The organism is Halorussus litoreus, from assembly GCF_003382685.1.
GTDB lineage: Archaea > Halobacteriota > Halobacteria > Halobacteriales > Haladaptataceae > Halorussus > Halorussus litoreus.
This window is the reverse complement of sequence record NZ_KZ859519.1, coordinates 1-19561: the sequence shown is the minus strand read 5'-3', so window position 1 is coordinate 19561 and position 19561 is coordinate 1. Positions and strand designations below refer to the sequence as shown.

Below are 19561 nucleotides of genomic sequence, written 5' to 3'. Positions count from 1 at the left end.
CTGAGTGCGGGTCGGAGCGAATTGAACAGACGGCGGACCTGTCCGGAACGGCTCACGCCGCCTTTATACGACTCGGTCGGACTGGCCTACCCATGGGTCGCTGGGGAGCGCTCGCGGCGCGGCAGGACGACGATCTCGCACACGCCGGCGTCGATGCCGACGCCGACACCGGGAGCGACGACGAAACTCGCGAGCGCCCTGCGGCTGCCGAGGCCCCCGAGCGTCCGCCGTCGCTGGAGGAGTTCCTCGATTCGAATCACCAGCTGTTCACTACCATCGGCGTGTTCGGCGCGCTCGCGGTGTATCTGATGCGATTCCAGCAGTCGATGGGCGAAGGGACCGGCGGGCCGGTCGGCGCGGTGCTGTTGCTGTTCCTGCTCACGTCGTTCGCGGCCATCCGGAGCGCCTATCGCTGCACGGCCCGGGCGCGCGAGCACGGCGCGTACCTCCACGTGTTCGGCTACGCCGTGTTCATGTACTCGTTTCTGACGCTCGCGGTGTCGGTCGTGTTGGTCATCGTCGGCCGGTACGCCGGCGGGGCCGAGAGCGTCCTGAGTTCGAGTTTCGTGTACGCGCTGGTGTTCCTCTACGTCCCGGTGGCGTTTCGGGCCGACGTCTTCCGGGAGTTCGACGCCCCGGGTCCGGTCGGCGTCGCGGGGCGGCGCGCGCCCTACCTCGCGGCGGGCGTGCTCGCGGCGTGGTACGCCGCGAAGCTGTACGCCGGGACGCTGACGCCCGACCTCGACAGTTCGGCCTACGCCATCGGCGCGGTCGTGAGCCTCGTGGGCAACCACGTCGTCATCACCGCAGTCGCGTTCGGCCTCGCGTGGGCGCTCGGGAGGGCAGTCTCGGTGGTCCGCTCCGGATAACGCGGACCACTCACTCCTCGGACTCGACCGGCGTCCGCTCGGCGAGTTTCATGAGCGAGACGTTGCCCGTCTGATCCAGTTCGATGCGGTAGCCGTGATAGGAGAACGTTAGTTCGGCCTGCGCGTCGTCGGGCGGCGGCTGCGTGAACAGGTGCTCGACCATGTGGTCGATCTGCTCGTATAGCGGCGGCAGATCGGTCACCTCGCAGTTCTCGACGTTGGCGAGCAGTCTGAGCAGGCTCTGGTTGGCCTCCTCGGCGTCGGGAGTGACTTTCCGGTGGTAGATCCGGTCGTCGTCCCCCGCCCCGCGTTCGCCGTCGGCGTCGTCCGCGTCGCGCTGTTCGCTGGTTCTATCGTCCTCTTGTCCGACGTCTCTCTCGTTACGGCTTTCGTTCCGATCCCCCATAGCTTGTACAGTCCACGAACTGGTGAAAAACTCACTTTTCGTTTCCGTCAATTATGTACCGCAATTACTGCATCGCGTCAACAAAAATTCCGCGCGCGGACGGCTCCCGTCGAAGGAGTCCGCCCCGCCGACAGCCATTTGTCCGCCGCCGTTGCCGGTACGGTCGATGTACAAAGCTCAGATCTCCGACGGCGAGCAGATCCCGTGCGAGGAGTACGAACGGGGCGAAACCGGCGTCGAACTCCACGACGGGAACGGTGACTTCCTCGCGTTCGTTCCGTACGCGCACCTGCTGTGGCTCGGCGAGGTCACCGACGACGGACAGACGAAGTGGTGACCGGTTCCGAAACCCGGGCGCGGCGTTCGGGATCCGGTACCAACTCCCGAATCTCATTCTCGGACGAGACCGTGCGCGAGGTCGGCGACGACTGCCGGTAGTTCGGCGGTGAACAGCATCTATTTTAAGGGTGGGGTGTCTTGGCGAGCATAGTGAGGACTGGATGGATTGGATTAACCGAACACCCTGTGTGAAAATTCGCTACTGGGTGCATCTCTCAGTTTGGAGCCCGCAGCGTCTTCCCCTCCAGAGGCTGCGGTCTCCGACGCGTTCGCGCGCGGGAGGTCGGTCCGTCCGTCCGGCAACGAGAATTGAACACGAACAATGAGTGAACAGCTACGCGAGGAAAAGCGGAAGATCGAGGAGCTACACGAGGTCGCCTCCGAGATGGAGGCCTGCCACTCCAAGGAGGAGGTGTACCGTCTCGGCGTCGACGCCGCGGAGGGCATCCTCGAGTTCGACATCTGCGGTATCGACGTCGAGGAGGACGGCTATCTCGTCCCGAAGGCGACCTCCTCGGAGATGCCCAACGACGGCTACGACGCTCTCGAAGCCGACAAGGGGCTGGCCGGCCGGACGTTCCTGAACCGCGAGTCGTTCGTCATCCCGGACGTCCGGACCATGGAGGAAGCCGAACCGGTACAGGAGCAGTACCGGTCGATCCTCAGCGTCCCGCTCGGCGACTACGGCGTGTTCCAGGCCGGCTCGCGCGAGGCCCGCGCGTTCGACGCGGACGACCTCGAACTTGCGGAACTGTTGATGTCCCACGTCACCGAGGTCATCTCCCGCATCGACTCCCAGTCGGCGCTCCGGGAGAGCGAGGAGAAGTACCGGACCCTCGTCGAAGGAAGCCACGACGCCATCTTCATCCACGGCGATGGCCGGTTCCAGTTCGTCAACGACCGATGCACCGAGCTCACCGGCTACAGCAGAGAGGAGCTCGTCAGGATGGCGGTCTGGGACCTGGTCCACGAGGACGACCGCGAGCGCGTCCGCCAGCTCCTCGCCGACCGGGAGATCGACGACGACGCCAGGAACCACTACCAGCTGCGCGTCCGCGGCAAGCGTGACAACGTGCGCTACGTCGAACTCAGCGTGCAGACCATCACGTACAACGGCCACCTCGCGTACCTCGGGTCGGCCCGCGACGTGACCGAGCGCCGCGAGCGAAAGCGGAAGGTCGAGCGCCAGAACAAGCGGCTCAAAGAGTTCGCCAGCGTCGTCTCCCACGACCTCCGCAACCCGCTCAACGTCGCACAGGGCCACCTCGAACTCGCCAGCGAGACCGGCGAGGACCACCACTTCGAGAAGACCGGGGACGCCCTCGGCCGGATGGAGTCGCTCATCGAGGACCTGCTGAAACTGGCTCGCCAGGGTCAGGACGTCGACGACACCGAGCAGGTCGACCTCGAAGCCGTCGTCCGGCGGGCGTGGTCGACCGTCTCGACCGGCGACGCGAGCCTCGAAGTCGATGACGGCCTCGGCGACGTCGAGGCCGACGGCGGTCGACTTCAGGAACTGCTGGAAAACCTGTTCCGGAACGCCGTCGAGCACGGCTCGACAAGCCCTCGCTCGCACACTCGCGAGGACGCCGTGGAACACGGTTCCACGAGCAGTCAGTCGAAGACTGACGACGCCGTCGAGCACGCGGGCGAGAGCGTCACCGTTCGGGTCGGCTCGCTGGATCACGGTTTCTTCGTCGAAGACGACGGGACAGGCATCCCCGAGGACGAACGAGAGAAGGTGTTCGAGCACGGTCACACCACGGCCGAGGACGGGTCGGGGCTGGGCCTCTCCATCGTGAAGAGCATCGTCGACGCCCACGAGTGGGACGTCGGCGTCACGGACAGCGAGAGTGGGAGCGGCGTGAGAGATGAGAGCGACCGGCCGGGCGCGCGCTTCGAGATTTCGACGGCCTGAGTCTGCTGGCGTCGCCGACCGATTTATCGGAACCCGCGGACCTCGCCGACTGACAGCGGGCTGCCCGGAAGCTCCGCGGGCGGGTCGGGGTCGTTGTACTCGGTCGGCGCGACGTCGTTCGGCGAGTCGGGGTAGCACAGCGACGCCAGCAGGTGGAGCTGTCGGCGACCCACGCCGAGTTCGAACTGGCCGCCGCCGTACATCTGAATCTCGTGCTCCTCGCAGAAGTCGATCGTGTCGAGCAGCGAGGAGAGCGAGCCAAATCGGGAGGGCTTGATGTTCAGCCACGCGGGCTCGAACGGCAGGTTTCGGACGCTCTCGACGCCGGTAATGGGGAAGTCCCAGGACACGCGCTCGCGGGCAGAATCCAGCGCGGTCGCCGTCTCGTCGGTCCACGCCGGGTCCTCCAGAATCGCGTCGGGGAACGCTTCGGCCACCCTGCGGTAGAGGGCAGGGTTCGCGCTCCCCGCGACCTCGCTGTCCTCGTAGAGAGCTTTAAGATCGACCACGCGCACGCCCGCGTCGGCGAGCTCGGCCACGAGGTCGTCGGTCCAGCCGTCGTCCGCGTCGAGTTTGAACTCGATGTCGGGGTCGCGCTCGCGCCACGCGGCGACGCGATCGAGGCTCGGCGGGTCGCCCAGCGGCGGGCTGGTCACGAACTGCACGCGGTCGTACGCTCGGCCGAGTTCGGCCCCGAGGTGAGTGTCGGCCTGTCGGAGCGCTAGATCGAGCGCGGCGCTCTCGAACGCCCACTGGCGGTAGTGCCGGAAGTGGTCGTCGACCTCGGCGGACTCTGTGCCGGGAAACAGATCGAGCGAGTCGACCGTCTCCGAAAACGAGTCGATGGTGTACTCGCCTGCGAGGTCGAACTCGTCGGGGATGAGATGGAGGTCCGCGTCGTAGGTCACGTCCTCGCCCGCGCCACGGTTGTCTCCGTCCTCGCCCGGACCGGACAGGGAGACCACGGTCGTCGCCCGCGTGAACTTGGTCGTCTCGCGCTCGCGGCGCTCGTACTCGACGGACTCGACCGTGAGCGGGAGGTCGGCAACCTGCTCGTAGAGACTCATATCTGACCCGAGGACCGCGACCGGGATAGTCGTTGTCCCCTGCGAAATCGGGTTTTGGTCGATTTTCCAGGAGAGTTGTTCACTTCGTGTCGCGCCACATCGCGCGAGGGAGGTGGTCGCTTTTATGCGACCACCGAGACTGGGGGCCTGAGAGGCTCTCGCGGTACTGTGCGGTTGAGGTGCTGTGCGGTTGAGGTGCTATGCGGTTGAGGTGCTATGCGGTTGAGGTGCTATGCGGTCGCCGTACTGTGCGGTGCGGTCACGCCTCGGTTCAAGCAGTGGCTAGCTTCAGGACTTAGATTTCAATCCTGTCCGCTACTTGAACGTAGCCATTCCCGATATCTATGATACAGCAACCGCAACCGCAGCAGCACCCGCGACAGCGAACGCTACTTCATCTTGAGCCGATGAGAACCGCGACCGCCACCGCAACAGCGTCCGCGACCGCAACAGCGTCCGCGACCGCGACAACAGCACCCACGACCGCGAAGGCCGTAGCGAATCCTACTCCGTCACCACCGTCACGGCCCCGCCGAAGTTGAGGATGAGCGCCTGAGTGATGTCGCCGAACAGCGCCTTGCCGGTGGGCGAGCGCTTCTCGCCCGCGACGAACAGGTGGTCACAGTTCTGTTCGGCCGCCGCGTCGAGGATTTCCGTCTGGGCATCGCCGACCTTGCCGAGCGCCTCCCACGACACGTCTATGCCCTCCAGCACTTCGCGACCCACGTCGGCGGCGAACTGCTCGGCTCCCTCGACCGCCTGCTTGGCCGAGTACCGCACCCTGCTGTCGGGGATGCGCTCCATCTTCTGTCGCATCTCCTCGTACTCCTCGTCGCTCGTCACGTGGATCACGACGAGTTCCGCCCCGACCGCCGCCGCGAGTTCGCCTGCTTCCCGAACCAGTGCCTTCGACGACTCGTCCGCGTCCACGACTGCAAGTGCGCGCTCCATAGAAGTGCCATGAAGGGTCTCCGGGATAAATAAAGGGGATACATTCCGGGTTTCTGACTACTTTCTGTCACGTGCTCCCCGTCGATCCCGGCACGTTCTCCCTGTTGGTTCCGTCGCGTTCTCCCGCGATTCGTTCTGCCAGCGAATTTTTACCGGTCCGTGGCGTGACTCGTCGCGTGACAGAGAACCCGGCGAACGCCCGAGAGGAAAACGACACGCGCCGAGACGACCCCGACACGCGCCGAGAGGAAGCCCACACTCGCGACGAACCGCGTGAAACCCGCCGGAGCCTGCTGAGGGCCGCGGCGGGGGCCACCCTCGGCGGCGCGCTCTCGGCCCTCTCCGCGGAGGACGCGGCCGCCGTGCGACTCACGGCGGACCCGTCCTCCGACGACGTCGCGTTCGAGGTCGACAGCCGGGGGAGGGACCGGCAGGGTGACGGCGAGCAGGGCGACGAAGCCGTGTTCCCCCACGGAATCGCGAGCGGCGGCCCCACCCCGAACGGGGTCCTGCTCTGGACCCGCGTCGACTCCGACGCCCACGACGGGGAGACCCCGCTCGCCGTCGAGGTCGCGGCCGACGACTCCTTCGACGAGCCTGCGTTCCGAGGCACCGTCCCGTCCGCCGAGTTCGGCTCCGACCGCGACTACACCGCGACGGTCGACGTGGACGGCGAACTCGACCCGGACACCCGCTACGCCTATCGGTTCGTCCACGACGGCGCGGCCAGTACGGTCGGACAGTGCCGCACGCTCCCCGCACCGGACGCCAGCCCCGCCTCGCTCGATCTCGCAATCGCGTCGTGCAACCACTACCTCGACGGCTACTTCGGGGCGTTCGCCCATGTCGGCGAGGAGGACGCCGACTTCCTCCTCCACCTCGGAGACTTCATCTACGAGGACGCGGGCGACGGGGTCGAGGGCCGGTCCATCGACCTGCCGAGCGGCGCGGAACAGGCCACCGACCTCGCGGACTACCGCCACCTCTACCGGACGTACCGCTCGGACCCGAACCTCCGGCGAGCGCTCGCCAACCACACGATGATCCACGTCTGGGACGACCACGAGGTGGTCAACGACCGCTGGTGGAACTACGATACGAACGCGCCCGAGACGTACAGCCATCCGCGGGGCGACGACCCGGAGTTCATGCGCCAGTTGTACGTCGACGCCATCCGGGCGTACACCGAATACGTCCCCGCGCGCGTGACGTACGAACCGAGCGGCGGGGACGGCCTCGCTCCCGACGCGCTCCACGACGAGTTCAGGCTCTACCGGTCGCTGGGGTTCGGCGACCTCGCGGAGCTGTTTCTGACGGACGAGCGCCTGTACCGGTCGCCTCCACCGAGTACCGAAGACTCCGGGGCGTCCACCCCGATCGAAGACGCGGTCGCCGACCCCGGTCGGACGATGCTCGGGCGCGACCAGCGCCGGTGGTTCCGCGAGGCGGTGACCCAGTCGAACGCCCGGTGGACGCTCTGGGGCAACGAGGTGCTGGCGTCGGCGTTCCGATTCGTCGGCGACGGCGACGCCCGGGTCAACGCCGACGCGTGGGACGGCTACCGCTCCGAGCGCCGGGAGATTCTGTCGGGGTTCGGCGAGTCGGGCGTCGAGAACTTCCTCGCGCTGACCGGTGACATGCACAGCTACCTCGCTGGCTACCTGCTCAGCGACTACGGACTCGGGGATGACGCAGCGGACTTGACTGAGGATGCAGAGAGTCCGTCCGAAGACGCCGACCGCGTGGGAATCGAGTTCATGGCTCCCGCAATCAGCAGCGACAACCTCGTCGAGTCCGGGCAACTGCCCGACACCGAGGCCGTCGTCGCGGGGCTTCAGGCGGTGAACCCCCACGTCGAGTGGTTCGACAGCCATCACTGGGGATACGCGACAGTCCAGATCACGCGCGACGAAGCGGTGTACTCGGCGTACGCGGTCGACCGGGAGCGGGACTCGGCCGACGTTCCGAAGCGACTCCTGCGTCGGTATCGAGTTCCCGCGGGGAGTACCGAGATGGAGCGCGTGGACGACGGGGGTGAAGGCGGTTAATTCGAGTCCTCGACCGAGGATTTTTAACGAGGGACTGTGACCCCACGTACAGGTCAGGGGGTCGTCAGTATCGCATCGACACATCCGACGTTCGCGCGGCTGTCCGACGCAACCGGTCTCGACGTGGTCGACCCGATCGAGACCCGGCACTTCTCGCTGCACACGGACCGCCCGGTCGACCCCACGAACGCGGACACGGAGCGGTTCGCCTTCCCCGTCGAGACCGCCTGCGAGATACGGTGCAGTCGGCTCCGGATTCCGCACATGATACCGATGGAGGTGCGGACGCCGGACGGTGACCACCGGGTGGCCGTCGACCTCCCGACGGACCGCTCGTTCCCCGCCGACGACTACCTGCTCGAACTCCACTCGCACATTAAGGTGTACCTCCGGTTCGAGGGGTCGATGGCGGTCGACGTGACCAGCGAGGGGGTCGAGATCGCGTTCGGCGAGGAGACGCGCGTCGAGGTCGGCGCGCGGTCGTACCACAACGCCCCGGCCGCAACCATCACGGTGCCCGACGATCCCGAAGCCGTGATGAAAGCCGTCTCGGCGTTCCCCTCCGCACTCAAGACCACCTCGCCCGAGGTGGCGTGGCCGACCCTGCGCGGGCATCCGCCCCGCGTCGAGCGCGGCGACGAACTGAACATTCCCGACGGCCTCGGCGCTCCCGAAACGGGTGTCACCATCAGGATTCCGCCCGAGTACGGCCACGTCTACGCGGTCGCGCCGCTGGCGTACTACCTCGGCGCGGACGTGGTGCCCGGCGAGCGCGCCCGGCTGACCACCGAATCGGGCGTCGACCGCGCGCTCGGCGAGAACGTCGCGGCGGTGAGCGAGTCGGTCGAGTCGCTCCTCAAGCGAGTGTTCCTGCTCGACTGCGTGGTCCGGACCGAGGGGCTGTACCCCGACGACCTCCACGAGCGCACGGTGCTCGAATCCCGACTTGACTCGGGGGCGGACCTCGACTTCGCCGCGCTATACGAGCAGTCGCCCGCCGACCGGCTCGCGTCGTACCTCGCAGTGCCAGACCACGCGGTCGAGGCCATCGAGTCGCCGTGGCACCGGGTGGCTCACGTCCGGCCGGACCCCGAGGCTGTCGAACTCCTGCCGTACGTCGTCAACGACCTGTCGGTCGTCCACGTCGAGGCGGGCGAGGGCGAGCCGTGGACGCCGACCGAGAGCCAGCGACAGACCGAGGAAGCGCTCGATTCGTTCGTCCGGAACGGGGCCGCGCGCGAGGGCGACCTGCTTCGGTCGGCCGGCACGCGCGACCAGTTCCGACGGAGCAACGGACCGGGAGCCACGTCGGACGGGAAGACCGACATGGACGGCGAGAGCGGAGGAACCGCAGAGATCGATGCGGACGCAGAGACCGATGCGGACGCCGACGGAGCGAAACAGCGGTCGGCCCGCGGCGTGCCCGAAGTCGGCGAGTACATCCCGCTGCCGGAGGTCGACGCGCTGGAGCAGGCGTGGGTCGGCGACCGGACGCCGGTCCAGGGGACGAAGCTCGTCCGCGAGGCGTTCGAGCACGAGCGTTCGACCTCGGAGGACGGCGCGGTCGAGATAACGGTGGTCTGCAACGACGAGGAGATGCGCGAGGAGTTCGACTCGGCCGCCGAGATTTACGCCGCCCGCGACGACCTGCGCACGAACGTCACATGCAAGTTCGGCGTCGAGACCGACGATTTGCGGGACCTGCTCGCCCGCGACAGCGACATGTTCCACTTCGTGGGCCACATCGACGGGTTGGGATTCCAGTGTCCGGACGGCATCCTCGACGCCGGGACGCTCGACTCGACCGGCGCGAAGACAGTGCTACTCAACGGCTGTCGCTCGCACGACCAAGGCCTCGAACTCGTGAAGGCTGGGACGAGAGCCGCAATTGTGAGTCTCGCAGATCTCTGGAATTCGGGAGCAGTGGAGGTGGGTGAGACGCTAGCATGGTTGTTCTATCACGGGTTCAATATCGGTCACGTGATGAGAATAGTTAGAGATCGCACTTCACTTGGTGGTGACTACGTTGTTCTCGGCGACCCTGGCGTAACAATTGCGCAGTGTGCAAACGGCGTTCCGACAATATATGAGGTCTCAGATATTCGTTCAGATTCTGGGGAAGTGGTAGTTGAACCACACGCGTATCCAGCACGAGGCTATAACGCCGGGTCAATCTACAGGCCGCACTTGGAGGAATACGAGTACTTTTATGTCGCAACTGGGACGGGCTACGAGAAGAAGTCTACGTTCGATTTACTCCAGCAAACCCTCGACAGTTCGGAGCCAATACTCGTTGATGGTCAGCTCACTCGAGCTGGCACGCTCCTGGATTTTTAGGGGCCTGCTTTTGGCGACCCTGAAGATGCGACCACAGCTCCTGCTTGCACAAGAAGACAGGTAATCGTAAAAAGCGCGCCCATAATTCTTGGATATTCTGCGAGCCGGTCTTTAACACTTGTTGACTGTGCCATTGCAATATACTATCCGACACGCGTTATTATCTAATTTTCTAAAGTTTACCTATAGTAATAAAATGAGAGAAACTGAAAGATAGCTGTGGGCTACAGTACCGGACCACGCCCAGCGACTTAGTATTCGTGGGCAGAAGGCGGTCGAAAATATACTCGCATCTAACCGTATGTAACGGAAAATTTATGGTGCGACCATTGTACAACCTAACACGAACGAGCCATGGCGACGAGCGAGTGCACCTATCGCGGCGAGGACGACGGCGCACCACCAGACGACCTCCAGCGGTTTCTGAACCACCTGAACGAGCTGAAGGCGACCGGCTGCGCGCTGCTCGTGGTCGGCGACACCTCCCGCGAGCTGTTCACGCGGGCGAGCAGCCAACTCCTCGGTGACGACGACGTGACGCGCCACCGCGTGCTCGCGGTCACCGACGCCACCCCGGGTAGTGTCGCCGATCGACTCCCCGATGCCTCGGCGTCTCCGCGTCCACTCGCCGAGACGACGCGCGTGCTGAACCACGCGGGCACGCCGCGGTCGGTTACCGCGAGCGTCAGTTCGTCCACCTCACCGAAGCTCGCCGGGATCGAGGAGACCCGCATCGCAGACCCCGGACTGGCAGGTTTGGAGTCCGCGCTGTGTGGAACCATCGACGACGTGGCGGCCGACGCACGCCGACTCGATCCCGCCGACCTCCGGGTCGGCATCGACTCGCTCGCGCCGCTACTCGACCACTACGACGTCGACGTGGTCGAGCAGTGTCTCGAAGCCGTCGGCGACCGCGTCCGCGCGCACGACGCCATGGCTCACTACGTCCTCCCGCGGGGCTACGACGCGGACGCTGTCCGACGACTCCTCCCGGCGGTGGACGCGGCCGTCGAACTCCGGGCGCTCGACCCCGAACTGCACGACCACGACGCTCAGCAGCGCTGGCGCGTCCCGAAACTGGACATCGAGACGGAGTGGACGCCGCTGTAGCGCCGCGGCCAGACTCGTCGCTTTTCTCCAGTCGGCTCGTCGCTTCTCCCTTCCTTCCCCGTCGCTTCAGCTCTGCGTTCTCGCCACGGCTCGCTCCTCGAATCGGACCCGTTGCTGGCGTCCCGGCGCAGCCGAGACGGCTGCGCCGGGACGCCAGCCCGGCGCGGGGTTTAACGCCGACCGTTCGGGGTTTCCGGAAGCCGACCGTTCGAAGGCCCCGACCGACCGTCCGCGAGCGACCGCCCGACGCGACGGTCGCCCGACTTCGTCGGCTTACCCGAGGTCGGTCGCGTTGTACATCTGGCGGCTCGGCCCCGCACCGCCGAACGCCTGAATGTCGACGTTGTCGTACCAGAACCGTTCGTCGGTCTCGTGGTACACCGGAAGGAACGCGACGTCCTCCCAGTTGGCCTCCTCGATTTGGACGTAGCCCTCGTTGCGCGCCTGCTCGGCTTGGTCGGTCGGCGCGGGGTTGTTCTGGATCTGCTCCCACGCGCTGATGGCCTGCTGGGCCGCCTCGGTGTCCGACCAGTTGACGTACGAGATGGGCGCAGGCTGGGACGTGTCGGTCTGTGGCGGGTTGAGCAGCTGCAGGAAGTTGTCCGGCGCGGGCCAGTCCATGACCCAGCCCAGCGAGTACGATTGGAGGTTACCCTCGCGCCCGCGCTGGAGCAGCGTCGAGAACGGCGCGCTCTCGATGCTCATGTTGATGTGGGCGCTGGCGAGCTGGTCGCGCAGGAGCTGGCCCACCTGCTGCCACGTGTCCGACCCCTCGTAGATGGTGAACGTGAACTGGTACTGGTTGTTCGGGCCGTAGCCCGCGTCCTCCATCACCTGTCGGGCCTGATCGAGCTGGGTCGTGTTGTAGCCGTAGGGGTAGTTGTTCTCCGCGTGCGTCGTGTACTCGTCCGGGCCGCCGGGGTAGATGTTCGGCGGCGTGAAGTGGTACGCGGCCTGTCCGCGACCCTTGAAGATCTGCTCGATGACCTGCTGCTGGTTCATCGCGTACGCCGCGGCCTGCCGCGCGGGCTTCTCGACCTGCGCCGTGTTGAAGCCCATGTAGAAGGCGTTGATGGTCGCCACGGCGAGGTAGTTCACGGTCGCGCCGTTGCGGACCGGCCCGTACGTCCCCGTCTCGCGACCGAGATCGTCGGTCTCCTCGACGTTGACCAGATTGGGGTCGTAGAACGGCGTCGGGATGGGGAAGTAGTCGGCGTTGCGGTTCATCGCGTAGGTGTACCGAGCGTTGTCGTCCTCGATGATGCGCCAGTTCACCGCGTCGACCGACGCAACCTGCCCGTGGTAGTCGTCGAACCGCGACACCTCGGCCTCGTCGTTCGACTGCCACGTCTCGAACTGGAACGGCCCCGCTCCGATGGGGTTGCTCGTGGCGAACTGCTGGTACTCCATCTCGCCGTCGTACCCCTCGATGTCACCGACGATGCCCTCCGGGAGCGCCGCGAACGCGGTGTACGCGAGCATCGGGAGCGTCGCGTGGAACGGCTCGGCGAGGTTCACCTCTAGCGTGTAGTCGTCCACGGCTTCGACCGCGAGCGTTCCGGGGACGTACGTCTCTCGCTCCTGCGTGTCACCCTCCCCGGTCGTCTCGGTGACCGTCTCCGTCTCGTGCTGGATGCCGATGGATTCGAGGATGAAGTACGCCCGTCGGGACTCCTCGGAGGCTGCAAGTCGCTCCCACGAGTAGACGAAGTCCTGCGCGGTCACCTCGCCGTAGTCGTCGTGGAACTGCGCCCCCTGCTTGATGTTGAACGTGTACGTGGTGAAGTCGTCGGAGGTCTCGTACCCCTGTGCCAGCAGGGTCTGAACTTCGATGGCGCCGTCCGGATAGTTCATCAGCGGGTCGAACACCTGCTGGATGACCCGACCCGACGCGGTGTCGGTCGCCTTGATCGGGTCGAGCGTGGTCATCGTGGAGTTGATGAGGTTGAGCGTGCCGCCTTCGCCACCCCCACTGTCCTGCGTGGTGGTCTGCTGGCCGCCATCGTCGCCCTCCTGCGTGGTCGTGTCCTGCCCGGCCGCAGTTCCCGCCATCGCTACACCCGTTGCCGCTCCCCCGGTCGTCTTGAGGAACGACCGCCGCGACATGTTGGATTTCTCGGACATGCGGATGGAAGGACAACGGAGAGACATTTGTACCTAATTATCGATTATACAAGATTCGGCAGTTGGTAAAACCGACCGCTCCGTCGCGTGTTTTGCCGGACCTGTCCAAATGGAAATGGGCTGGCGAGCTAACCCAACTCGACCGTGGCTGAACTACGCGTGAATCGTGATTCCACGGCCGACGCGCGCGAGCAACGCGCGCGAGGAGCGAGTGAGCGTGCGTAGCGAGTGAACGAGGAGGTTGGGGAGGTGTGAGGCTGCGCCGACTCCGATGCCTCGGCAGTAGCTAGCTTCGTGGTCCTTGGATTGTTGGCTGAGTCCGAGCGAGCTACTGCTTGCGCCTCGGCGTGACCGCACCGTAACCGCGACCGCGGACCTCGGGCCTCCCCAGTCGCCTGCGCGTCTCGGCCACCGGCAGACGGTCTTGCTCGGCTTCCGGCCTGCGGGGCTGTGACTGCCGAGCCTGCGCGAGCGGAGCGAGCGCAGACCTCGCGCGGTTTGGCGCGCCACGAGGGCGCGCCAGCACGCGCCGGGTTGAAAAGTCGGTCTTTGTGCTCCAGATCGAAACTCAATCCCAATGCCTCATAGTGGAAAGCCGATTCCAGCGCACCCGGGAGAAAGACGATTCCGAACCGTACCACGACCGCCGATACGCACTCAGTCCACGTACAGCGAGTAGAGGATGACCGCGAAGCCGACCGCGGTCAGCGCGCTCTCGGTGACCAGGGCGAACTCGGTCGAGGTCAGGAGCAGTCGGTCGAGCACGCCGGCGACCATCGAACCGAGCGTGACCGCGCCGAACCCGATGGTAAGCGCGCGGAGCGCGGGCGAGTGGGTCCGGCGGTACGCCTTGAGCGCGAAGAACGTGATGAGCCCGCCGAGCACGAGCGTGACGGTCTTCAGCGCGACCACGAGCGTCGTGACGGAGGTGGGTTCGCCCGCCGACTGGGCCAGTGCGACCGTCACGTCTCCCTGCGCACCTCCGACCACATGTCCGCGAGGCGTTCTTCGGCCGACCGGGCCGGTCGGGACACCGAGACGTCGAGGTCGTTGTTCTCGTCAAGCGACACCGCCACCTCCTCGAAGTCGACCTCGTAGCGCGAGGTGTGGTGGCCGTCGCTCCGGACCTCCGTGAGTTCCCGGAGGAGCGACGCCTCGCTCAGCGCCTCGAGCTTGCGGTACACGGTCGAGAGCGGCACGTCTGTGACGTCCGATATTTCGCTGGCTGTCATGGGTTCGTCGAGGTGCGTCACGATCGACCGGCAGTCCGGGTCGTCGAGGGCGTCGAGAACCGCTTCGAGGTCGGGGCCGTCCTCCAACCCCGTCGGATCTCGAACCATCCGTCTCCACCTTCCGACAGCCGGTACATAATTCGTTCGACTCGGACGGCTAGGGGCGGTCTCGTCCAGACTCACCGAGACGTCGAACGCACTGCCGAACATATTCGGTGGCGTCCCAGCAACTGGGAACCACCGCCTCCGCTCTTTAAGTAGCCCCCATAAGTTCGACCTGTACCAATGACCCAAATCGGAGCCCCCGGGAACGGACCCTCTCGACGCGACTTCCTCAAGGCGACTAGCGCCGGTGGACTCGCCGCGGCCGCAGGCTGTGCGGCACCGAGCGGTCGAGACCAACGAACGTCCCAGCAAGCGACCCAGCAGGATCAACAAGCTATGCAGTCCGAATCCGACTTCCCCACGACCAGTCCCCCCGAGATCGTGAACGTCGACGAGCAGGGCGGCCAAGTGACGCTCTCGACCCTGCCAGCCAAGCACGAAGTCCACCCGCTCGACACGATGGGTGGCCCGGTCGAACTCCCGCGCGTCTGGGCGTTCCAGGCCGACGACCGCGACCCGAGCGTTCCCGGTCCCATCCTCCGGACGACCGAGGGCGAGGACATGGAGGTCACGCTCGACAACACCGACGGCAAGCGCGCCCACACCGTCCACTTCCACGGCGTTCAGAAGAAGTGGGAGAACGACGGCGTGCCGACCACGACCGGCATCACGGTCGACCCCGGCGAGAAGCACACCTACCAGATTCCCGCGAACGTGCCGGGCACCCACCTCTATCACTGTCACTTCCAGACGCCGCGTCACATCGAGATGGGGATGTTCGGCATTCTGCGCGTGGACCCGAAGGGGTACGAGCCCGCCGACAAGGAGTACTTCATGACGGTCAAGGAGTGGGACTCGTCGCTCTCCCGGATGATGGCCGGACAGAGCGCGAGCTACAACCCGCGCAAGCGCAACCCCGACGTGTTCACCGTCAACGGGAAGTCCGCGCCCCGGACGCTCCACCCCGAAGACGGCTCGCCGATCATCGTCAAGCAGGACGAGACGGTTCGACTCCACCTCGTCAACGGCGGGTACATGTCTCACCCGATGCATATCCACAACCACCGGTTCCAGCGGGTGGAGAAGGATGGCGGCACGATTCCTGAGGCCGCGCGTCACGACATGGACGTGACCAACATCGCGCCAGCCGAGCGCCACACCATCGAGTTCACCGCGGACGCCGACCCCGGTATCTACCTGATGCACTGCCACAAGGTCAACCACGTCATGAACGGCCGGACGTACCCCGGCGGGATGCTGACGGGGGTAGTGTACGAGGAGGTCATGGACAGCGACATCTTCGCCAATCTGATGGAGTACGCCGGCTACGAGGGGTAAGCCATGCGAGCAGAATCATCTGAATCCCGCTCGCTGGAGCGGGCCGTCTCCCGGCGGACGATGCTGCGCGGCGCGGCCCTCGGCACGGCGGCGGTCGCCACAGCGCCAGCGGTCGGGGATTTGGCCGCCGCACAGTCCGGTGGCGACCTCGGCTCGTGGTTCGAGGGCGTGAGCAACTACGACGGCGTGGTCGACCGCACCGGCGAGTCCGAAGTCACAGTAAAAGTCGGTGCGAGCGGCAACAACGGCAACTTCGCGTTCGGCCCCGCTGCGGTTCGGGTCGACCCCGGCACGACGGTCGTCTGGGAGTGGACCGGGCAGGGAAGCATACACAACGTCTCGGCCGAGGACGGCTCGTTCGAGAGCGAGCAGACCGACGAGGAAGGGTTCACCTTCGAGCAGACGTTCGACGAAGCGGGCGTCACGAAGTACGTCTGCACGCCCCACGCGACGATGGGGATGAGGGGCGCAGTCGTCGTCGGCGACGTGGAGGTCGGCGGCTCGGCGAGTTCGAGCGACGGGAGTTCGTCGGAATCCGAGGGCGGCCTCGCCTCTCAGTTCACCACGGGCCAACTCGCCATCGGTGGGAGCATTCTCGCGGGACTGCTCTCACCGCTGGCGTTCGGGCTGGTCCTGTTCAAGCGCGACCCCGACCGGCCGGACTGAGAGCTCGGCTGGTTCGGCTCGACACGAATTCGGACTTCCGTTTTCCCTACCGACACGCGTTCCCTATCGATACGCGTCGCGACCTTCCGCGGCGAGGTCTCGGAGTCGAGCCACGCGCTCGTCGGTCGGTGGATGGGTCTCCACGTCGAGCGGCAGGCCCGCGAGCGGATCCTCGCGCTCCCCTTTCTTCGCGTCACTGCCTCGGTCGGCGATCCCGTGGGGAAGCAAGCAGAGTTCCCGAATCCCGCTCGCTCGCACGTCCTCGGTCGGCCGCTCGGAGACTTCGCCGTCGAGCGTTTCGAGCGCGCTCGCCATCGCGCCGGGGTCGCCGGCCACCAGCGCGCCGGCGCGGTCGGCCGCGAACTCCCGGAGATGCGAGAGCCGGCCCGCGAGCACGATAGCCGGGATGGCGAGCACGCCGAGCGCTGCACCGCCGAACAGAACGGTGAAGGCGACGAAGCCCGCGAACGCCAGCAGCGAGGCGACGCTGAACGCTGGCGCGGGGACCAGCGCGGTGCTGACCGCGTAGCCGACGAGCGCGAGCACGGCCAGCCCGAACTTGCGCGCGCCGGGGGTGGCGACACCGTCGAACACCGAGTAGTCGTCGTTCGCCAGTGCCGGGAGGAACGTCGCGAGCGTCATCACCGCGGCGTCGCGGTTCCGGAGGTGCGCGAGTTCGTGGGCCAGCACGGCGTCGAGTTCGTCGTCCGCGAGCGCGTCGAGTAGCCCGCGCGAGACGACTATCGTGGCTTCACCCCCGATACCACCGACCGCGAAGCTGTTGGGCACCTCGGTCTCCGCGACCGCGACCGCCGGTGCCGGCACGTCTGCGATCTTCGCGAGTCGTTCCAGTCGGGCGTGGAGGTCGGGATACTCCGATTCGGAGACGGGCCGGGCGTCCGCTACCGCGAGCGACTCCCGGTGGACGTACCGGAGCTGCGCCCACGCGAGCGCGGCCGTGCCTAGCGCGAGCACCGCGAGCCAGCCGAGCAGTCCGAGAGCGCCGGTCGGGTCGCCGGAACCGGAAGCGCCGAACCCCGCGGGGTCGCCCAGCAGCCGGGCGAGCCACGGGCGGGCGAGGAACGCGAACACCGCGACGAATGCGGCGTCCGCGGCGAGCACGAGCGCGAGCGTGACCGCGACCCGGCGGGGCAGGTCCGAGTCGGTCCCGGAGTCGAGAGACGCGGTCGGCGAGAGGATATCGGAGGTGCGGGACATTGCGGGGTAAACTGTGTGGGCCTATGACAGAGAGGAAGATATATCTGACTGAAAGTTTTCGTCTCAGCCGTGCAACGCCGCGCCGCCCTCGCGGTCCTCTGCGTGTTCGCAGTCGCCCTCTCGGCCTCGCTGTTCCCCGCAGGTGGGTTCGGAACCGCGCCCTCCGGCGTCGGAACCGGCGGCGCCCCCGCTCCCGCCGACGGCGGACTCCCCGACAGTGACCCCTCCGGCGACGATTTGCCCGACGGGTATGCGACGACCGGAACCGCCGACCCCGCCGGAACGACCTCGCCATCGAGCGACGCCAGCGACGGGTCGGGGTCCAGCTCCACCGAAACCACCGAGACCACGACGAACGCGACCACGACGACCGAGACGCCCATCGAGCAGTCCGGCGACGGCAACGGCCCGCTGGCCGTCTTCTCTGCCGTCCTGATCCTCTTCGGCGGACTCGCCGCGGTCGGGTTCCGGACGGGATTCCTCGGGCTGCGTTCCAACACTGCCGGTGCGGCCCCGGCCACGCTGACCGTGAACGGAACGCCGGTCGGCGAACTGGTCGGGAGCGTCCCGGCTCGGACGATGGGGCTCGTCGTCGGCCTGTCGGCGTCGGTGCCGCGGGTCCTCGACGACGCCGCGGCGCTGACCCGCGCGTTCGGCGGGAGCCTCTCGACCGTCCTCGGCGGCCTCGCCCGCGGGACCGGCGACGCGCTCCGAATCGGGGCCCGCGGTCTCGGCGCGACCCTGTCGGCCGTCCCGCGAGCGTTCGCCGGACTCGGAGCCGGCGCGGGCCTGCTCTCGTCGCTCGGCAACGCGAGCCTCCCGAGCATCGGTCGCCGGAGTCGCGGAAGCGGTGGAAGCCAGTCCGCGTCTGCGTCCGACAGCGCGGACGAGCCCGCGGACTCGGCCCCGCCGACCGTCGAGGAGGCGTGGCAGGCCCTGACCGAGCGCGTCCGGCTCCGCAACGCCGAATCCCGGACTCCCGGGGAGTTCGCCCGGGCCGCGATGGAACGGGGGTACCCCGACGACGCGGTCCGGCGGCTGACCGACGCCTTCCGCGAGGTCAGGTACGGCGACCTGTCGCGCTCGGACCGAACCGAGGCAGCCCGCGAGGCGCTCGACGGACTCCGGAAACACTGGGGTGACCGGAAGTGATCGCGCGGTTACTGGGCCGGATTGTCGAATACCTCCGGCGACGACGCACAATCGCTGCGGTCGGCGTGGCGTCGCTGGTGGTCGCGCTCGGCGTCGTCTTCCTCCCCGGCCTGTTCCCGGAGTCTGTGTTCCGGCCGGTCTCGCGCGTGCTCGGCTCGCAGGTCGTCGTCGGGCTGTTCGCCGCGACGGCGGCCCTGCTCGCAGCGGCGGCCCTTCGGGAGAGCGCGACCCGAACTTCGGGTGACGACCGCCGCGCCACCGACGACGAACAGCAGACTGACGCGTGGTTTCCGAACCGGTCGCCCGAGCGCGCTCACTACGACGAGGTCAGGACCGCCGGCAGGGAGGTCGACCGCGCGCTCGGCACCGACCCCGACGACCACTCCGCGGACGACGTTGCCGCGATGCGCCGCGACGCGCGGAACCGCGTCCGGACGATAGCGGTCGACGTGGTCGCCGACTTCGAGAACTGCGACCGCGCAACTGCGGCGAGGCTGATCGCCGACGGGACGTGGACCGACGACCGGCGAGCCGCCGCGTTCCTCGCCGGGGTCGACCGCGCCCCGCTCGGGGTCCGCATCCGCGACTGGGCCAGCGGCGAGCGGTTCGAGCGCTGGGCGAGCCGGGCTGTCGCGGAGATCGAAGCTCGCGCGGGCGGCGGCGGTCGCGTCGCGCCCGCCG

General features: G+C 67.0%; 18 protein-coding genes. 10 read left to right on the top strand and 8 right to left on the bottom strand.

Annotated features, from left to right (window positions below):
• The first annotated feature begins 92 nt into the window (after positions 1-92).
• Complete coding sequence (locus tag DPQ64_RS08670) at positions 93-869, top strand: hypothetical protein (protein ID WP_115863960.1); 777 nt, start codon at positions 93-95, stop codon at positions 867-869.
• 10 nt (positions 870-879) lie between these two features.
• On the opposite strand, the gene DPQ64_RS08665 is transcribed toward DPQ64_RS08670, so the two are convergent.
• Positions 880-1275: a HalOD1 output domain-containing protein gene (locus DPQ64_RS08665; RefSeq protein ID WP_115863959.1), complete on the bottom strand. Its 396-nt coding sequence runs from the start codon at positions 1273-1275 to the stop codon at positions 880-882.
• 166 nt (positions 1276-1441) lie between these two features.
• On the opposite strand from DPQ64_RS08665, the gene DPQ64_RS19190 reads away from it, so the two are divergent.
• A complete protein-coding gene (locus DPQ64_RS19190; protein ID WP_198662064.1) occupies positions 1442-1612 on the top strand; it encodes a hypothetical protein in 171 nt (56 codons plus the stop codon).
• 324 nt (positions 1613-1936) lie between these two features.
• Positions 1937-3532, top strand: coding sequence for a PAS domain S-box protein (locus tag DPQ64_RS08660; protein WP_115863958.1), 1596 nt, complete (start codon positions 1937-1939; stop codon positions 3530-3532).
• A gap of 23 nt (positions 3533-3555) precedes the next feature.
• Here the strand turns inward: DPQ64_RS08660 and DPQ64_RS08655 are convergent, their stop codons facing one another.
• Both DPQ64_RS08655 and DPQ64_RS08650 read right to left on the bottom strand, forming a co-directional pair.
• On the bottom strand, positions 3556-4599 hold the full coding sequence (locus DPQ64_RS08655) for a hypothetical protein (RefSeq protein ID WP_115863957.1): 1044 nt from the start codon (positions 4597-4599) through the stop codon (positions 3556-3558).
• Positions 4600-5103: 504 nt separating this feature from the next.
• Positions 5104-5550, bottom strand: a complete 447-nt coding sequence (locus DPQ64_RS08650; protein ID WP_115863956.1) for a universal stress protein — start codon at positions 5548-5550, stop codon at positions 5104-5106.
• A gap of 176 nt (positions 5551-5726) precedes the next feature.
• On the opposite strand from DPQ64_RS08650, the gene DPQ64_RS08645 reads away from it, so the two are divergent.
• Positions 5727-7598: an alkaline phosphatase D family protein gene (locus DPQ64_RS08645; RefSeq protein ID WP_115863955.1), complete on the top strand. Its 1872-nt coding sequence runs from the start codon at positions 5727-5729 to the stop codon at positions 7596-7598.
• 36 nt (positions 7599-7634) lie between these two features.
• Entirely contained in the window at positions 7635-9935 is a 2301-nt protein-coding gene (locus tag DPQ64_RS08640; RefSeq protein ID WP_115863954.1) for a hypothetical protein, read from the top strand.
• On the opposite strand, the gene DPQ64_RS20015 is transcribed toward DPQ64_RS08640, so the two are convergent.
• Positions 9932-10069, bottom strand: coding sequence for a DUF7503 family protein (locus tag DPQ64_RS20015; RefSeq protein WP_449272261.1), 138 nt, complete (start codon positions 10067-10069; stop codon positions 9932-9934). The two genes, DPQ64_RS08640 and DPQ64_RS20015, sit on opposite strands and share 4 nt — an antisense overlap.
• 220 nt (positions 10070-10289) lie before the next feature.
• Between DPQ64_RS20015 and DPQ64_RS08635 the strand changes: the two genes are divergently transcribed.
• Complete coding sequence (locus DPQ64_RS08635; protein ID WP_115863953.1) at positions 10290-11045, top strand: DUF7504 family protein; 756 nt, start codon at positions 10290-10292, stop codon at positions 11043-11045.
• Positions 11046-11318: 273 nt separating this feature from the next.
• Here DPQ64_RS08635 and DPQ64_RS08630 read toward each other — a convergent pair whose 3' ends face one another.
• The 3 genes from DPQ64_RS08630 to DPQ64_RS08620 all read right to left on the bottom strand — a co-directional run bounded on the left by DPQ64_RS08630 (position 11319) and on the right by DPQ64_RS08620 (position 14509).
• Complete coding sequence (locus DPQ64_RS08630; protein ID WP_115863952.1) at positions 11319-13169, bottom strand: ABC transporter substrate-binding protein; 1851 nt, start codon at positions 13167-13169, stop codon at positions 11319-11321.
• 657 nt (positions 13170-13826) lie between these two features.
• On the bottom strand, positions 13827-14135 hold the full coding sequence (locus tag DPQ64_RS08625; RefSeq protein ID WP_232820523.1) for a DUF7521 family protein: 309 nt from the start codon (positions 14133-14135) through the stop codon (positions 13827-13829).
• A complete protein-coding gene (locus DPQ64_RS08620) occupies positions 14132-14509 on the bottom strand; it encodes a winged helix-turn-helix domain-containing protein (RefSeq protein ID WP_115863951.1) in 378 nt (125 codons plus the stop codon). Before DPQ64_RS08620 ends, DPQ64_RS08625 begins: the two co-directional genes overlap by 4 nt.
• 177 nt (positions 14510-14686) lie before the next feature.
• Between DPQ64_RS08620 and DPQ64_RS08615 the strand changes: the two genes are divergently transcribed.
• Positions 14687-15844, top strand: a complete 1158-nt coding sequence (locus DPQ64_RS08615) for a multicopper oxidase domain-containing protein (protein ID WP_115863950.1) — start codon at positions 14687-14689, stop codon at positions 15842-15844.
• Between the two features lie 3 nt (positions 15845-15847).
• The gene (locus DPQ64_RS08610; protein WP_198662063.1) at positions 15848-16510 is read left to right on the top strand and encodes a halocyanin domain-containing protein; all 663 of its coding nucleotides are present in this window, start codon (positions 15848-15850) and stop codon (positions 16508-16510) included.
• A gap of 63 nt (positions 16511-16573) precedes the next feature.
• Here the strand turns inward: DPQ64_RS08610 and DPQ64_RS08605 are convergent, their stop codons facing one another.
• A complete protein-coding gene (locus DPQ64_RS08605) occupies positions 16574-17728 on the bottom strand; it encodes a M48 family metalloprotease (protein ID WP_115863948.1) in 1155 nt (384 codons plus the stop codon).
• Positions 17729-17797: 69 nt separating this feature from the next.
• Between DPQ64_RS08605 and DPQ64_RS08600 the strand changes: the two genes are divergently transcribed.
• Entirely contained in the window at positions 17798-18880 is a 1083-nt protein-coding gene (locus DPQ64_RS08600) for a DUF4129 domain-containing protein (RefSeq protein WP_115863947.1), read from the top strand.
• On the top strand, positions 18877-19561 hold a 685-nt coding region (locus DPQ64_RS08595; protein WP_157971643.1), incomplete at its 3' end, for a DUF7269 family protein. The genes DPQ64_RS08600 and DPQ64_RS08595, both read left to right, overlap by 4 nt.

What these genes read in the sequence shown, in the direction of transcription:
- DPQ64_RS08670 (WP_115863960.1), top strand. Translation starts at nt 93, where the DNA reads ATGGGTCGCTGGGGAGCGCTCGCGGCGCGGCAGGACGACGATCTCGCA.
- DPQ64_RS08665 (WP_115863959.1), bottom strand. Translation starts at nt 1,275, where the DNA reads ATGGGGGATCGGAACGAAAGCCGTAACGAGAGAGACGTCGGACAAGAG.
- DPQ64_RS19190 (WP_198662064.1), top strand. Translation starts at nt 1,442, where the DNA reads ATGTACAAAGCTCAGATCTCCGACGGCGAGCAGATCCCGTGCGAGGAG.
- DPQ64_RS08660 (WP_115863958.1), top strand. Translation starts at nt 1,937, where the DNA reads ATGAGTGAACAGCTACGCGAGGAAAAGCGGAAGATCGAGGAGCTACAC.
- DPQ64_RS08655 (WP_115863957.1), bottom strand. Translation starts at nt 4,599, where the DNA reads ATGAGTCTCTACGAGCAGGTTGCCGACCTCCCGCTCACGGTCGAGTCC.
- DPQ64_RS08650 (WP_115863956.1), bottom strand. Translation starts at nt 5,550, where the DNA reads ATGGAGCGCGCACTTGCAGTCGTGGACGCGGACGAGTCGTCGAAGGCA.
- DPQ64_RS20015 (WP_449272261.1), bottom strand. Translation starts at nt 10,069, where the DNA reads ATGGCACAGTCAACAAGTGTTAAAGACCGGCTCGCAGAATATCCAAGA.
- DPQ64_RS08635 (WP_115863953.1), top strand. Translation starts at nt 10,290, where the DNA reads ATGGCGACGAGCGAGTGCACCTATCGCGGCGAGGACGACGGCGCACCA.
- DPQ64_RS08630 (WP_115863952.1), bottom strand. Translation starts at nt 13,169, where the DNA reads ATGTCCGAGAAATCCAACATGTCGCGGCGGTCGTTCCTCAAGACGACC.
- DPQ64_RS08620 (WP_115863951.1), bottom strand. Translation starts at nt 14,509, where the DNA reads ATGGTTCGAGATCCGACGGGGTTGGAGGACGGCCCCGACCTCGAAGCG.
- DPQ64_RS08615 (WP_115863950.1), top strand. Translation starts at nt 14,687, where the DNA reads ATGACCCAAATCGGAGCCCCCGGGAACGGACCCTCTCGACGCGACTTC.
- DPQ64_RS08610 (WP_198662063.1), top strand. Translation starts at nt 15,848, where the DNA reads ATGCGAGCAGAATCATCTGAATCCCGCTCGCTGGAGCGGGCCGTCTCC.
- DPQ64_RS08605 (WP_115863948.1), bottom strand. Translation starts at nt 17,728, where the DNA reads ATGTCCCGCACCTCCGATATCCTCTCGCCGACCGCGTCTCTCGACTCC.